This is a genomic window from Streptomyces sp. NPDC054961 (assembly GCF_053609145.1).
This window is the reverse complement of record NZ_JBSGWY010000025.1, coordinates 16,208-30,684: the sequence shown is the minus strand read 5'-3', so window position 1 is coordinate 30,684 and position 14,477 is coordinate 16,208. Positions and strand designations below refer to the sequence as shown.

Below are 14,477 nucleotides of genomic sequence, written 5' to 3'. Positions count from 1 at the left end.
CGCGCGGCCTGCGGCGGCGGGCGCGGCTGGTCGGGGCGGGCGGGCCGGCGGCGCCCGCCCGCGCGCCCCCGCCCCCCCCCGGCCGGGGGCCCCCGGGGGGCCGGGTCTTCCCCCGTACGACCGCGCGGGCGACTACTCGCTGGCGATCGCGTTCAGGATGTTCATCCGGCCCGCCCGGAAGGCCGGGAAGAGCGCGGCGAGCAGGCCGACCACGGCGGAGCCGGCGAAGACTCCGAGGATCGTCGACCAGGGGATCTCCAGCACCTTCATGCCCGCCAGGGCCAGGAGCTGGTGGGTGGTGGCGCCCCACACCATGCCCAGGCCGAGGCCCAGCAGGGCGCCGAAGAGGGCGATGACCACCGACTCCAGGCGGATCATGCGGCGCAGCTGGCGGCGGGAGAGGCCGATGGCGCGCATCAGGCCGATCTCGCGGGTCCGCTCGACCACCGAGAGGGCCAGGGTGTTCACGACGCCCAGGATCGCGACGATGATCGCGAGGGCGAGGAGTGCGTAGACCACGTTCAGCAGCTGGCCGACCTGGTCCTTCAGGGCCTGCTTGTAGTCGGTCTGGTTGAGCACCTGGTACTGCGGGTACTCCGCCAGCGCCGCCTTGACCGCCTTGTACGCGGTGGCCTCCTGGCCGTCCTTCGCCGAGGCCAGCAGCATGAAGGGACGCGGCAGCTTGTCGGCCGGCACGTTCGCCTCGGCGACGGCGGTGCTGGTGTACTTCATGCCCCGGTCGAGGCCGCCCCCGTCGCTGGTGATCGCGGCGACCTTGAGCTTGACCGTGTTGCCGCCGGTGAAGGCGACCGTCAGTTCGTCACCGAGCTTCACGTGGTGCTTGTCCGCGTACTCCGAGCCGACCGACATGGCGTTCGGGCCGTAGGCCGCCGCGTGCTCGCCGGCGGTCATCTTGCGCCGGACGTCCTTGGCGTACGTCGGGTCCTGGGCGCCGAGGCCGTCCTTCTCGGTGGTGCCGTCGGGGGCGGTGATCTTGACGTCCAGTTCCCGGTACGCCGTGACGTGGTCCAGGCCCTGGGTCTTCCGCAACGTCTCCTCGGCCTGCGGTACGACCGGCTGGGTCTGGGACTGGACGATGTAGTCCGCGCCGACCGTCTTGTCGAGCTCGTCGGTGGCGGAGGCCACCATCGAGGAGCCGACCACCGACAGGCAGGCGACCAGCGCGAGGCCGATCATCAGCGCGGCGGCGGTGGCGCCGGTGCGGCGCGGGTTGCGCAGCGCGTTGCGCTCGGCGAGCCGGCCGATGGAGCCGAAGGGCCGGAGCACCGGGGCGGACAGCGCCTTCACCACGACGCCGGCGAGCAGCGGGCCGATCACGATGAAGCCGATCAGGGTGAACAGGACGCCCATGGCCAGCCACAGGGATCCGGTGCCCGCCTTGTCGGCCGTCGCGGCGAGGTACAGGCCCGCGCCGCCGATGCCCGTGAGGACCAGGCCGACCGTGGCACGGATCCGGCCGGCCTTCTTGTCGCCGGGGGTTCCGACCTCGCGCAGGGCCGCCATCGGGGAGACCTTGCCGGCCCGACGGGCCGGTATGTAGGCGGAGACGACCGTGACGACGACGCCGAGGACGATGCCGGCGACCGGGGTGGTCCAGGCGATCGTCAGATCCTCCGTGGACAGGCTCATGCCCATCTGGCCCATGAGCTTCATCAGGCCGACGGCCAGGCCGATGCCCGCGCCGACCCCGAGGGCCGAGCCGACGACGCCGAGCAGGAAGGCCTCGACCACGACGGACTTGAGCACCTGGCCGCTCTCGGCTCCGATGGCGCGCATCAGGCCGATCTCACGGGTGCGCTGGGCGACCAGCATCGAGAAGGTGTTGAAGATCAGGAAGATGCCCACGAGGAAGGCGATCGCGGCGAAGCCGAGCATCACCCACTTCATGATGTCCAGGAAGGACATGTCCTTGCGGTTGGCGTCCGCGGCTTCCTTCGCGGTCTTCAGGTCGTAGGTGTCCGCGCCGACGGCGGAGGCGACGTTCTGCTTGAGCTGCGCGTCGCTCACCCCGTCCTTGGCGGTGACGTTGAGGTGCGTGAAGACGTCCGGGGCGCCGAGCAGCTTCTGCTGCGCGGTGGCCGTGTCGAAGTAGACGACGGTGGCGCCCGGGTTGGTGACGGTGAAGGCGGCGATGCCGGTGATCTTGGAGCGGATGTCACCGGTGACCGCGATGGTGCGCAGGTCGTCGCCGAGCTTGAGGTGGTGCTTCTTCGCGGTGTCGCCGTCGATCATCACCTCGGTGGGGCCGCGCGGGGCCTGCCCCTCGATGATCTTCATCGACTTCAGTTCGTTCTCGGTCCAGTTGCCCGCGAAGGTCGGTGCGCCGGTGGTCGAGCCGAGGTTCTCGTTCTTGGAGTTGACGACCGTCACGGCCATCGAGGCGACGCCGCCTTCGACGGCCTTGACGCCCTCGGCCTTCTTCACCTGCTCGACGACCGAGCCGGCCAGCGACTCGGGCTTGCCGGTGCCGGAGCCCTCCCCGCCGTCCTCGGTCTTCTTCGGGCTGACCGTCACATCGGAGTTCGTGACCGCGAACAGCTTGTCGAACGTCGTGTTCATGGTGTCGGTGAACACCAGGGTGCCGCAGACGAACGCGACGGACAGCATGACGGCGACGGCGGAGAGCGCCATCCGCCCCTTGTGCGCGACGAAGTTGCGCCGCGCGGTCTTCATGACGGTCATGAGGTCCGCCCGCGCGCGTCGAAGTCCTTCATGCGGTCGAGCACGCCGTCCGCGGTCGGGTTCAGCATCTCGTCGACGATGCGGCCGTCGGCGAGGAAGATGACGCGGTCCGCGTAGGAGGCGGCGACCGGGTCGTGGGTGACCATCACGATGGTCTGACCGAGGTCGTCCACCGAGCGGCGCAGGAAGCCCAGCACCTCGGCGCCGGCCCGGGAATCGAGGTTTCCGGTCGGCTCGTCACCGAAGATGATCTGCGGGCGGGAGGCCAGGGCGCGGGCGACGGCCACGCGCTGCTGCTGACCGCCCGAGAGCTCCGTCGGCCGGTGCTTGAGGCGGCCCGCCAGGCCCACCGTCTCCACGACCTGGCTCAGCCACTGCGCGTCGGGCTTGCGGCCCGCGATGTCCATGGGGAGCGTGATGTTCTCCAGGGCGTTGAGCGTCGGCAGCAGGTTGAAGGCCTGGAAGATGAAGCCGATCCGGTCCCGGCGCAGCTGCGTGAGCTTCTTGTCCTTGAGGCCGGTGATCTCCGTCTCGTCCAGGAAGATCTGGCCGCTGGTCACCGTGTCCAGGCCGGCGAGGCAGTGCATCAGCGTGGACTTGCCGGAGCCCGAGGGCCCCATGATCGCGGTGAACTGGCCCCGCTGGATGTCCACGTCCACCGAATCGAGGGCGGTGACCCGCGTCTCGCCGGAGCCGTAGGCCTTGACGACCTGCCGCGCCCGCGCCGCGACGGCTGCATGCCCTCCAGTGCCCCCGTGCCTGGTTTCGGTCATAGCCGTTGTCACGGTGTTTCCCCCTTGGTCGTTCCTACGGTCCGCGTGGTCCGCAGGGTGCTCGCTCACAGTCTTCCGGCCGGGGGGCTCTGGCGCGCTGGTGCCAAGCGCCGTATCCATAGGGGTGCTAGCCCTACCCCCGAACTCCCCGTCCTGTAGTAACCAGTTAAAGACCCCGGGCGCCGTACTTCCTCATCCGCCGGGACGAAGCGTCCCTGGACCCTTGTGAGGAGCAACCCCTAGGGGATGTCAGCCGTGGGGACGAGGCGCGATGGGGGATACCACCCCGACGCGCGCCGGTGAGAGGGTGTCCGCGCAGGTACGCCGGGGTGGAAGGGACATGTCATGGGCTCAGGGGAGAGCACGGGCGCGAGTACCGGCGGCGACGCCGGAGGCATACCCTCCGCCGCCGCGGAGACCGGGGCCGGGACCGGAGCCGAAGCCGGGGCCCGGACCGGGGCCGGAGCGAAGGGCGCCGACGCCCGTACGCCCGTACGGCCCCGTACCGCCGTCGTCGCCGCGCTCATGCTGACGATGGGACTCGTCGCCCTCGACGGCGCCATCGTCTCCACGGTGGTCCCGCAGATCGTCGGCGACCTCGGCGGCTTCGCCGTCTTCTCCTGGATCTTCTCCGGTTACATCCTCGCCGGAACCGTCACCCTGCCCGTCTACGGGAAGCTCTCCGACACCCACGGCCGCAAGCCCGTCCTGCTCCTGGGCATCAGCCTCTTCCTCCTCGGCTCCCTGCTCTGCGCGGCCGCCTGGAACATGGCCGCCCTCGTCGCCTTCCGGATCCTCCAGGGCCTGGGCGGCGGCGCGCTGCAAGGCACCGTCCAGACCCTGGCCGCCGACCTCTACCCGCTGGGCGAACGCCCCCGCATCCAGGCCCGGATGTCCGCGGTGTGGGCCACCTCCGCGCTGGCGGGCCCCGCGCTCGGCGGTCTGATCGCCTCGTACACCGACTGGCGCTGGATCTTCCTGCTCAACCTCCCGCTGGCGGCCGCCGCCCTGTGGATCATCACGCGCCACCTGGTCGAGCCCGTCCGGCCGCCGGTCCGCCGCCGGGGCCCCGTCGACTGGGCGGGCGCGCTCGGCGTCTTCGCCTGCGGCGGGCTGCTGCTCTTCGCGCTCGTCCAGGGCGGGGTCGCCTGGCCCTGGCTGTCCGCGCCCTCGCTCGGGCTGCTGGGCGCGAGCGCCGCGCTCGGGGCCCTGGTCGTCCGCATCGAACGCCGGGCGGCGGAACCGATCCTGCCGGGCTGGGTGTGGCGCCGGCGCACCATCGCCGCCGTGAACCTCGCCATGGCCGGGCTCGGCCTGCTGATGGTCGCCCCGATGGTGTTCATGCCGACGTACGCGCAGACCGTGCTCGGCCTCGGCCCCACCAGCGCCGGACTGGTCACCTCCGCGATGACCCTGAGCTGGCCCATCAGCGCCGCCCTCGCCCAGCACGTCTACCGGCGCGCCGGCTTCCGCGACACCGCCGCCACCGGGGTCGCGCTGGCCGCCGCGATCCTCTTCTCCTTCACCCTGCTCCCCTACCCCGCCTCCCCCTGGCAGCCCGCGCTGATCATGTTCCTGCTCGGCGGAGCCCTCGGCCTCTTCCAGCTCCCCCTGATCGTCGGCGTCCAGTCCACGGTGGGCTGGGCGGAGCGCGGGACCACGACGGCCTCGGTGCTGTTCTGCCGGCAGGTCGGCCAGAGCGTCGGAGCGGCGCTGCTGGGGGCCGTCGCCAACGCCACCCTCGCGGGCCGGCTGGCCGACGCCCCCGTGCCGGGACTCCCGGAGCACCTGGGCGACGTGTCCGAGGCCCTGGCCGCGCCGGGGCTCCTCCCGCCCGCCGCCGCCGAGTACCTGCGGCGCGCGGTGGCGGCCGCCGGGGACCACATCTTCCTCGGCGCCACGGTCGCGGCGGCCGCCTCGGCGCTGGTGCTGCTCCTGATGGCACCCCGGAGGTTCCCGGTGCTGCCGGAGCAGCGCGGGGAGTAGGGAACGACCCGCGCACGAAGGCGGGTTGTCATGGCCCGGCAGGGTGCGTCACGCTCTACGGAGACCGACTTCCCGGGGGATCCATGCTTTCCGCGCTCTTCGCACTCGCCTTACTCGCCGCCCTGGCCGGGCCGGTCGTCCTGCGGCTCGTCCGCCATCCCGGCTTCGTCACCGGCCGCGACGGCCGCCTCTCCACCTCCATCACCCTGGCCCTGGCCTGGACCGTGATCCTGCTCTGGCTCCTCTGCGCCACCCTCGCCTACGGGCTCACCGCGGGCGGCGGACCCGACTGGTTCCAGGGCTCCGACGGCCCGCTGTCCTCCCTGACGACCGTCTACCTGCCCCTGCTCGGCGGCCCGTACGCCGCCCTCATCGCCGCGAAGGCGGTGGTCGGCCTGCGGGTGGAGCACGGCAGCATGGCCAAACCCGCGCCGAAGGGCGCGCAACGGCGCCCGCTGCACGATCTGATCTCCAACGACAGCGGGCGCACCGACCTGGTCGACCTCCAGTACGTCGCCCTCAGCGCGGTCACCATGCTGTACGTGGTGGCGTTCTTCGTCACGGACGTGAGCGGCGGACTTCCCAAGCTGCCGGCGGAGATGTGGGCGCTGACGGGGGCGCCGGCGGGCGCGTACCTCGTGAACAAGATGGCGACGCGGGCGAATCCCGTGATCACGCAGGTGTCCGCGACGGCGGACGGCGTACTGACGGTGGAGGGCGGGGGGTTCGGGGACGATCCGCGGATCGAGGTGGACGGGACGGTGCTGCCGACCGAGGCCACTGCGGCGGGGACCCTGGTGGCGGCGCTCCCGGCACCACGGGCGGCCGAGGCGGCCGAGGCGGCCGGGGCGGCCGCGATGGCCGCGGTGGCGCCGGTGGAGCCCGTGGCGGCCGGGTTCACCGTGGTCGTCACCAACCGCGGGCTCCGCAGCGACCCGTCCCGGTGCGCGCCCCCGTCCTGACCCACCGCCGCGCGGGGGGCGCGGTCAGCCCTCCGCGGGGGCGCGGCCCGTCAGGGACGCCAGGCTGGAGCGGACGTGGTTCATGTGCGCCCGCATCTCCTCCTGCGCCTCCTCGTGCTCGCGCAGGATCCGCTCCGTCTCCCGGCCGACCCGCTCCTCCCGCACCCGCGCCTGCGCGATCAGCTCCGCGCCCCTCGCCTCCGCGTCCTCCTGCCCGTGCCGCGCGGCCTCCTCCGCCTCCGCGAGCCCCCGCTTCGCCTCGGCCAGCCGCGAGGCCGCGTACCGCTCCTGCTCCGCGTGCCGGGACTCCAGCTCCGCCTCCCGCGCCGCCAGCTCCCGCTCGGACGCGTCCCAGCGCTCCCCGTGTTCCTGCTCGCGCTCCGCGAGCAGGGCGTCCGCCCGGCGGCGCGTCTCCACCAGCGCCGCCTGCGCGTCGGCCCGCCACGCCGCGGCGTCGTCCCGTGCCTCCGCCCGCGCCTCGTCCGCCTCGCGGGCCGCCCGCGCCAGGCCCTGCCGGGCCCGGACCTCGGTCTGGTCGCGGACCGCCTCCGCGTCCGTGCGCGCCAGGTCCGCCACCCGCTCGGCGTGCGCCTCGGCCGCGCCCGCCGCCGCCAGCGCGTCCGCGCGGGCGTCGAGCCCCACGGTCTGCGCCTCTTCCTCGGCCAGCCGCAGGATCCGCCGGGCCCGCTCGCTGAGGTCCTCGTACGTCTGCGGCGCCAGCCCGGAGACGGCCACCCGCAGCCGCTCCGCCTCCGCTTCCATCTGCTTGGCCAGCACGGTCAGCCTGGCCACCCGCTCCCAGGCCTCGTCCCGACTCCCCGACAGCCGGGCGAGGTACCGGTCCACCTCTTCCGTCCGGTAGCCGCGGCCGCGCACGGTCGTAAAGGGTGCACTCATCCTGGAAGCGCCTCTCTCGCGGGGATTCCCGTCAAGGATGCGTCATTTGCTCCCAGAAGCCCGAATGGCCGGGCCGTGACCCTGTTCGAGGGTCACGACCCGGCCATGCACACCGGCCGGAAACCGGTCGGGCGGGCTCGGAGAACGGTCAGAGCAGACCGTCCCACATCTGCTCCAACAGCACCGACCACCAGTTCTCCGCCGAGGCGAGCGCCGCGCTGTCCAGCCCCGCCAGATTCGTCTGGAAATCGGTGGTCCAGCGGCCCGCCTGTTCCGGCGTCAGGTGCTGGCGCAGCCGCCACATGTGACCCAGCATCGCCAGCGACCGCACGAACTGCGGCAGCGAGGAGTTCACGAACTGCGGCGGCACCGGCGCACCGCCCGGACCGGCCTCCACCGGCACCGCCACGATGTGCGCGGTCCCGTACTGCACGCACAGCGCCTTGCCGAAGTCGCTGCCCACCACCAGGTAGGAACCCGCGTCCGACGCCGGCTGCACCTGCCGCTGGGCCGCCAGCTCGGCGAGCGTCGGCAGCGGGGCACCCGGTACGGCCTGCGCCCAGAAGAACGGCCCGAAGTCGACCGGCAGGCCCGACCACATCAGCGTCTGCGCCACGATCTCCGGTACGCCCTGCCGGGACACCGCGCGCTGGTCGAAGCGGAACACGCCCTGCGGACCGAACGCCCCCGCCAGTTCCTGCGCGATGGCGTCCAGCGGGATCGCCGGCTGCAACGGCACCTGCGGCAGCGGCGCGCGGACCGGCGCCGGGCGCGCCGGACCGTCCGCCACCTGGTGCAGCTCGCCCTGATGGGTCAGCAGGTGCCGCATGCCCTGCTGCCGGCCCGCGTGGTCCGTCCCGTACGGAGCCACGCTCGTGATCCGGACCTGGGGCCAGGTCTCCCGGATCATGCGGGCGCAGTAGCCGCCGGGCAGCTCACAGGAGGCCAGTTCGGTGTGCAGCTCCAGCACCTGCTGCGGGGGCACGTTCATCGCGCGCAGCTCGTACAGGATCTGCCACTCCGGGTGCGGGGTGCCGGGCGCGGAGCGGCGGATGAGCTGCTGCTCGGAACCGTCGGGCGCGCGGTAGCGCAGCACCGCCTGATAGCCGGGACCGACCGTGGGCAGCCCGGAGGCGGGCGCCTGCTGCGGGGCCTGCGCCATCGGGGCCTGCGGCGCGGGACCGGGCGGACCGGGCGGCTGGGGTACGCCGGGGCCCGCGAGCATCGTCGCGGCATGGTGCGCGCCGGCTCCGGGTACACCGGGAGCGCCGGGCGCCCCGGGCGGGCCGGGAGCCGCGGGCGGCTGACCGGTCACGGCCGGACCCGCCAGCATCGTCGCGGCGTGGTCCAGCCCGCCGCCGGGCACCCCGGGAGCACCGGGCGCACCGGGCGCACCAGGAGCACCGGGCGGACCCGGAGGAGCAGGCTGCTGCGGCCCGCCCGGGCTCGCCAGCATCGTCGCGGCATGGTGCGCGCCGGCTCCGGGTACACCGGGAGCGCCGGGCGCGCCAGGAGCGCCAGGAGCCCCGGGCGGGCCGGGAACCGCGGGCGGCTGACCGGTCACGGCCGGACCCGCCAGCATCGTCGCGGCATGGTCCAGCCCGCCGCCGGGCGCGCCAGGAGCACCGGGCGGACCCGGAGGAGCGGGCTGCTGCGGCCCGCCCGGGCTCGCCAGCATCGTCGCGGCGTACGAGGGCGGCTCGGCCCCGCCGCCGGGCGCACCGGGCGGACCCGGAGGCGTCACGGGCGCGGCGGACCGGTTGATCCGGGCCTTGCTCGTCGGCGCGTCGGCGATGTCACCGGAAGCCGGGGCCGGCCCGGAGCCCGGACCGGGAACCGGAGCGGGGGCGGAGGCCGCCCCCGGCGCGGGCCGCGCTCCGGGGCCGCCCGGCCCCGCGTTCACGTCCAGCGCGGGCGCGACGGCCGTCTTCGGCAGCTCGCTGCCCCTCGGCATCAGCGTCGTCCTGGCCTCCGGGCCCGTCCCGGAGCCCGACGGAGCGTCCTCCGCGTCCGATCCGGACAGCGGCGGCGCGAACACCGTCGCCGGCAGCGGCACGGAAGCGGAGTCCGCGCCGTTCACGTCCGTCCCGGCCCAGGGCGTGGCCCCGGCCGGCATCCCGTCGTTGGCGGTCGGTTCGTACGGGACCTCGCCCCCGCGCCGCAGTGGCACCGGCACGGGCTCCGCCGCCGGAGCGTCCGGCGCCTCGGAGGCGGCCGGCACCGCCGGCACCGCGGGCACCGCGGGCACTGCCGGAGCGGCGGGAGCCGCGGGAGCGGCCGGAGCCGGGGCCGGGGGGATCCCCGCCCGGTCCGCCGCCTCCTGCAGCCACTCCGGCGGGCTGAGCATGAACGAGGTCTGCTCCGAGTCGATCCTCGGCACCGGCACCGAGGCCTCGGCCTGCGCGGCCGACGCCCCGTACTCCTCCTCGTAGCGGCGGATCACCTCACCCACCGGCAGACCGGGCCAGAGCGTCACCTCCCCGCTGTCCCGCGCGATGACCAGCCGCTGCCGGCCGCCGCCGGACACGGGTCCCGCCGGGCGGTCCTCCGCCCACAGCACGAAGCCGAGCCCGAACTCCCGTACGCGCACCTCGCGGTGCTGGTACCCGGGCACGTCCCCGTTGATCCATTCCTCGGCGCGCTCCTGCGCCTGCGCAAACGTCACCATCGTGCCGTCACCCCTCCACCGGCGCGGAGGGCTCCGCCGCCGAAGCCGGACCCGCCACGGGAACCGAGCGTGCGAATCCGCCGTCCACCATCAGACCGGCCACCGTTTCCAACTCCGGCGGATTGCCGGCCAGTCGCTCCAGGAAGGCGTCGAAATCCGTACCGCACGGCAGCAGCAACCGCTCCACCCGCTCCTGCACGGTCCAGCCGTCGCGGTCGCGCGCGTCGTCGTACGGGGAGAACCACACCGAGCCGACCGCGTCGCCCCGCACCTTCACGGCGAGGAGCCCGCCCTGCACGAAGGCCACGCACAGGTAGTCCTTCGTCAGGTGGTCCCGCAGGCACTTGTTGGCGTAGACGAGGTCGTTGACCGCCGCCTCCTCGCGCACGGTGAAGAACGGCTGGTCCACCAGCAGGCCGAGCTCGACGTCCAGCCCGGCGCCGACCGGCGCGCAGCCGCCCGCCGCCTTCAGGAACGAGCGGTACGCCTCCGGAAGCCGGTAGCCGAGGTCCTCCTCGACGCCCTGCACCTGCTGCTCGGACACCGAGACCAGCGTCTTGGGCAGCCCCAGGTGTACCGGGCGCACCTCCTGCAGCGGCCTCGTCCCGCGCTTCTCGTGGTCCACCGCCACCGTCGTCAGCCCCGCGTGGTGCCGGAGCAGCGCCTTCACCTCGACCGGGACCAGCTCCATCCGGCGCGAACCGGACACGTGGTGCCAGGTCCAGCCGTGCGGCGTCGCCACCGCGGCGACCGTGTCCCACAGTTCGTGGCCCGTCGCCCGCATCGCGGCGTTCGCGGACACGAAGTCCGTCAGACGCAGCTCGTCCACGCCGAAGCCCTCCGGGGGCTCGGCGATGTCCACCGCAGCGCGCGCGTACGGAGCGAAGTCGGGATGCCCGTTCGCGCCGATGCGGACCCCGTGGGGATGGCGCGCGGCCCGGACGGGGTCCGGGAAATGCACGACCTGCCCCGAGTACGCGGCGTTGGGTGGCGCGGCCTGCTGCCCGAGCCGACCTGTCGTCATGGCGGTAGCCCCCTGCTGGATCTGGCTGGTTCACCACAGCCTAAGTGCTGCGGCAAGGGCCTCACCCGCACGCGGGCGGGCCGCCCGCACGACAGCCGGGAAGATCCGAATTGATACGAATATTCGACCCCGCTTCCACATCGCAGAGGACATTTGACAGGCTGTCCCCACAGCACGGGGGCGTGCGCGACAGCGGTCACCGCCGCGGCCACGGGAGGGAAAGCGCAACCATGCAGAACACGGCAACACGCACGGACCCGGCGGACGCCGGCTCAGGACGCCCGGGACCTCCGGGACTCCCGGGACCTCCGGGACCCCCGGGACCTCCGGGACCCCCGGGACCTCCGGGACTCCCGCGGGCCGACGGCACCGCGGCCACCGCCGCCCACCCGGGAACCGGCGGCCCGGCGGAACCGGGCGACCCGCAGACCGTCCCGGGCCAGGGCCACGCCGCCGGACCGGGCGACCCCCGCCTGCGCTGGAGCAGCGACGACGGCCGTCCCGCCGTACCCGCGCTCCGCTTCCGCCGCGACGGGATCCTCCCCACCGTGGCCGCCGCCCTCTCCGTCCGCGGCGAGACCCTCACCGGCACCGCGGGCAAGGCCGACCTGCCCCCCGTCCTGCACGCCCTCGTCCAGGACTTCCTGGACACACTCACCAGCGGCCAGCGCGAACGCTTCACCGGGCGCTGTCCCGAGGCGATCCTGCTCTCCCGCCACCTCACCGCCGTCGAGGGGGCCCGCAGCAAGCGCGCCTCGCGCAAGCCGCTCACCCCGAGCGAGGCCCGCCGCTCCCTCAAGCACGCCAAGATCACGGCCCGTCGCATCCGCGAGGACGGCGATCCGCTCCACGGCAGCTACGCACCCCCCTGCCGCTCCTGCGAGGCCCTCCTCGCCCACTTCGGCGTACGCCCCGTCGACCTCACCCACCCCGAGTAGTCACCATGACCGCCACCTCCGCTTCCTACGACCGCTCCTCGGCCACCCGCTTCCCCGTCGCCGTGGATTCCGCCCTGCGCACCGCCGGATGGGAACCGGGCCGCTGGGACATCAAGCAGGCCGAGTACTGGGCCGACGCCCTGCGCGACCACACCACCCCGGCCGGACACCGCCACACCGTCTTCCCCGCCGCCGTCGAGGCCTGGGCCGAATTCGGCAACCTCACGGTCACCGCCCCGGGCCCCGGCCGCCAGATCGCCCCCACCCCCGTACGGCTGGACCCGCTGACCGGGCTCCACCTCGCGCGGACCTTCGCCGACCTCGGCCGGGCCCTCTCCACCGAGCTCTGCCCCCTCGGCATCGAGGCCGACGGGACCTCGCACCTCGCCCTGGACCGCGAAGGCCGCGTCTACTGCGTGGACCACACCGGCGACTGGTACCTCGGCGCCACCCTCGACGAGGCCCTCACCCTCCTCCTCACCGGCCTCCAGCCCACCCGCCTGACGACGGCTTAGGAACCGTCCCCGGGCAACGGCCGCCCCGGGCGCCGCCCCGGGGCCAGGACCCGGGGCCCGTCCCCGCCGAGCTCCGGGAGCCGCTCCCCGCCTTCCGCCGGCCGGCCCTCCTCCAGCCGGAACGGGTAGGCCCGCAGATCACCGGCGAGAGGGCCCTCCAGGTACGCCCGGAAGTCCCGCACCCCGTCGGCCGCGTCCGCCGCCTCGGCGCAGTCACCGGACTCGAAGTCCGCGAGCGCCTCGGCCAGGTGCTCGACGACGCGCCGCCGTCCGGCCCACCACGCGCGCACCTCGGCCGGGGTCCACCACAGGTCCCCGTCGCAGAAGTACTCCCCGCGGGGATCGGCCCAGGCCGCTGGGGGGGTCTGCTGGATCAGGGTCGCCCCCGGCCATGATCCGGCAGACACCCCCAAGGGCCACCGCCCGTACCTCCGCCGGACTCCGCGGCTGCCGGAACACGTACGCGGTGCAGTACGCGCTCTCCGCCGTGTACAGCACGTTGGCCGGGGCCTCCGTCCGGCCCGTCCAGCAGTTGTCCGTCATCCCCGTGGAGAACGGCCCCGGCACGTTCAGCCACAACCGCTCGGCGCCCACCCCGCCCCGTCACCACCGCGCGAAGCTCGTCCGCTCCTCGTCCGTCAGCTCCGCCACCGGGTCCCAGGCCGTCCCGCTACGCACGTGCGCCACCCGGCAGCACCGCCGAGACCTTGAAACCGCCGTCGTCCGTCGGCCCGGACACGAACACCCCGCCCAGGCCGAGCACCCGCTCCCGCATGCCGACCAGCCCGTTCCCCCCGCTCGGCAGCCCCGGCTCGGCGGCCTCGCCGTCCGACGGCCCGTTCTCCACCTGCATCGCCACCTCCCCGTCCCGGTGCGCCATCCGTACGACGACCCGCGCGCCCGGGGCGTGCTTGTGGCAGTTGGTCAGCGCCTCCTGCACCACCCGGTAGGCCGTCTGCTCCACCTCCGCCCCGTACGTCGGGTACGCGCCCCGCACATCGAGCTCCACGACCATCCCGGCCGCCCGCGACTGCCCGACGAGATCCTCCAGCTCCCCCAGCGACGGCCCGTCCTCGAAGCTCCCCACGAGGGCCACCGCGGTCACCGGGGCCGTCGGGGTCATCGCGGTCAGGGGTTTCGGGGCCTCCGCCCGCAGCACGCCGAGCATCTCCCGCAGCTCCGTCAGCGCCTGGCGCCCCATGTCCCCCACCAGGGCGGCGTTCCTCACGGCCTTCGCGGGATCCTTCACCGCGATCGCCTGGAGCGCCGCCGCGTGCACCACCATCAGGGAGACCCGGTGCGCCACGACGTCGTGCATCTCCCGCGCGATCCGCGTCCGTTCCTCCGTACGGGCCCATTCGGCCCGCTCCTCCGCCCGGTCCGCGAGCAGCGACAGCTCCCGCTCCAGCGAGGCCGCGCGGTCCTGGAGGCTCTCCATGAGCCGCCTGCGGGCCGCCGTGTACAGGCCGAGCAGCACCGGCGGCACGGTCAGCGCCACCGCCACGAACACGGACAGCACGATGACGAGGGTGCCGTCGGCCTCCACGTCCCCGCGGGTCCTCATGTACATCGTGACGAAGGTCGCGGCCAGCGACATCGACGTCAGCGTCGCCGTGATCCGCCGGGGCACCTCGGAGGTGGCGAGCGTGTACAGCCCCACCACGCCGAGCAGGAAGCCGATCGCGGCCGGCGACACGGCGATCCCGACCAGCACCACGGCGATCGGCCAGCGCCGCCGCAGCACGAGCACGGATCCGGTCACGAGTCCGAACAGCACCCCGGCGAAGACCGGGATCCCGGCCTCGTGGGCGAAGTCGACGCCCTCCACCCCGCACTCGACGGCGGACACCCCGGCGAGCCCCACGTCCAGCAGCGCCGACCTGCGGCGGTCCCACCACAACGGCCCGTCCCGGCCGACCCCGGCAATGTCCCGCTCTTCCCCCGTACTGGTCATGCCGTCCAGCCTACGCAGGGGCCCCGGCACCCGGGCGAGCGAAATTCCCGCGGGCCC

General features: G+C 74.1%; 11 protein-coding genes. 4 read left to right on the top strand and 7 right to left on the bottom strand.

Features of this window, described 5'->3' with window-relative positions; translation table 11 throughout:
- Positions 1-132: 132 nt before the first annotated feature.
- Positions 133-2,703: an ABC transporter permease gene (locus tag ACWF9Z_RS22315; protein ID WP_453604518.1), complete on the bottom strand. Its 2,571-nt coding sequence runs from the start codon at positions 2,701-2,703 to the stop codon at positions 133-135.
- Positions 2,700-3,476, bottom strand: coding sequence for an ABC transporter ATP-binding protein (locus ACWF9Z_RS22310; RefSeq protein WP_453604516.1), 777 nt, complete (start codon positions 3,474-3,476; stop codon positions 2,700-2,702). Before ACWF9Z_RS22310 ends, ACWF9Z_RS22315 begins: the two co-directional genes overlap by 4 nt.
- Positions 3,477-3,821: 345 nt before the next feature.
- Here ACWF9Z_RS22310 and ACWF9Z_RS22305 point away from each other — a divergent pair, with 345 nt between their 5' ends.
- Entirely contained in the window at positions 3,822-5,462 is a 1,641-nt protein-coding gene (locus tag ACWF9Z_RS22305; RefSeq protein WP_453604515.1) for an MFS transporter, read from the top strand.
- Between the two features lie 83 nt (positions 5,463-5,545).
- Positions 5,546-6,424: a hypothetical protein gene (locus tag ACWF9Z_RS22300; protein ID WP_453604513.1), complete on the top strand. Its 879-nt coding sequence runs from the start codon at positions 5,546-5,548 to the stop codon at positions 6,422-6,424.
- A 24-nt stretch (positions 6,425-6,448) separates the two neighbouring features.
- Here the strand turns inward: ACWF9Z_RS22300 and ACWF9Z_RS22295 are convergent, their stop codons facing one another.
- From ACWF9Z_RS22295 to ACWF9Z_RS22285, 3 genes are all read right to left on the bottom strand, one after another.
- On the bottom strand, positions 6,449-7,321 hold the full coding sequence (locus tag ACWF9Z_RS22295; protein WP_453604511.1) for a DivIVA domain-containing protein: 873 nt from the start codon (positions 7,319-7,321) through the stop codon (positions 6,449-6,451).
- Positions 7,322-7,469: 148 nt separating this feature from the next.
- Positions 7,470-9,989 (bottom strand): SUKH-4 family immunity protein, encoded by a 2,520-nt coding sequence (locus tag ACWF9Z_RS22290; protein WP_453604509.1) that lies wholly within the window; start codon positions 9,987-9,989, stop codon positions 7,470-7,472.
- A gap of 7 nt (positions 9,990-9,996) precedes the next feature.
- Complete coding sequence (locus ACWF9Z_RS22285; RefSeq protein ID WP_453604507.1) at positions 9,997-11,013, bottom strand: SMI1/KNR4 family protein; 1,017 nt, start codon at positions 11,011-11,013, stop codon at positions 9,997-9,999.
- Positions 11,014-11,486: 473 nt separating this feature from the next.
- On the opposite strand from ACWF9Z_RS22285, the gene ACWF9Z_RS22280 reads away from it, so the two are divergent.
- Together ACWF9Z_RS22280 and ACWF9Z_RS22275 are read left to right on the top strand one after the other, a co-directional pair.
- Positions 11,487-11,951 (top strand): YwqJ-related putative deaminase, encoded by a 465-nt coding sequence (locus ACWF9Z_RS22280; protein ID WP_453604607.1) that lies wholly within the window; start codon positions 11,487-11,489, stop codon positions 11,949-11,951.
- Between the two features lie 5 nt (positions 11,952-11,956).
- Positions 11,957-12,466, top strand: coding sequence for an SUKH-3 domain-containing protein (locus ACWF9Z_RS22275; RefSeq protein WP_453604505.1), 510 nt, complete (start codon positions 11,957-11,959; stop codon positions 12,464-12,466).
- Here the strand turns inward: ACWF9Z_RS22275 and ACWF9Z_RS22270 are convergent.
- Together ACWF9Z_RS22270 and ACWF9Z_RS22265 are read right to left on the bottom strand one after the other, a co-directional pair.
- On the bottom strand, positions 12,463-12,873 hold the full coding sequence (locus ACWF9Z_RS22270) for a hypothetical protein (RefSeq protein WP_453604504.1): 411 nt from the start codon (positions 12,871-12,873) through the stop codon (positions 12,463-12,465). The two genes, ACWF9Z_RS22275 and ACWF9Z_RS22270, sit on opposite strands and share 4 nt — an antisense overlap.
- Before the next feature lie 263 nt (positions 12,874-13,136).
- Positions 13,137-14,420, bottom strand: coding sequence for a sensor histidine kinase (locus tag ACWF9Z_RS22265; protein WP_453604502.1), 1,284 nt, complete (start codon positions 14,418-14,420; stop codon positions 13,137-13,139).
- Positions 14,421-14,477 lie beyond the last annotated feature (57 nt).

Excerpts from the sequence above, each read along its gene's own strand:
- ACWF9Z_RS22315 (WP_453604518.1), bottom strand. The coding sequence starts at position 2,703 with ATGACCGTCATGAAGACCGCGCGGCGCAACTTCGTCGCGCACAAGGGG.
- ACWF9Z_RS22310 (WP_453604516.1), bottom strand. The coding sequence starts at position 3,476 with ATGACCGAAACCAGGCACGGGGGCACTGGAGGGCATGCAGCCGTCGCG.
- ACWF9Z_RS22305 (WP_453604515.1), top strand. The coding sequence starts at position 3,822 with ATGGGCTCAGGGGAGAGCACGGGCGCGAGTACCGGCGGCGACGCCGGA.
- ACWF9Z_RS22300 (WP_453604513.1), top strand. The coding sequence starts at position 5,546 with ATGCTTTCCGCGCTCTTCGCACTCGCCTTACTCGCCGCCCTGGCCGGG.
- ACWF9Z_RS22295 (WP_453604511.1), bottom strand. The coding sequence starts at position 7,321 with ATGAGTGCACCCTTTACGACCGTGCGCGGCCGCGGCTACCGGACGGAA.
- ACWF9Z_RS22290 (WP_453604509.1), bottom strand. The coding sequence starts at position 9,989 with ATGGTGACGTTTGCGCAGGCGCAGGAGCGCGCCGAGGAATGGATCAAC.
- ACWF9Z_RS22285 (WP_453604507.1), bottom strand. The coding sequence starts at position 11,013 with ATGACGACAGGTCGGCTCGGGCAGCAGGCCGCGCCACCCAACGCCGCG.
- ACWF9Z_RS22275 (WP_453604505.1), top strand. The coding sequence starts at position 11,957 with ATGACCGCCACCTCCGCTTCCTACGACCGCTCCTCGGCCACCCGCTTC.
- ACWF9Z_RS22265 (WP_453604502.1), bottom strand. The coding sequence starts at position 14,420 with ATGACCAGTACGGGGGAAGAGCGGGACATTGCCGGGGTCGGCCGGGAC.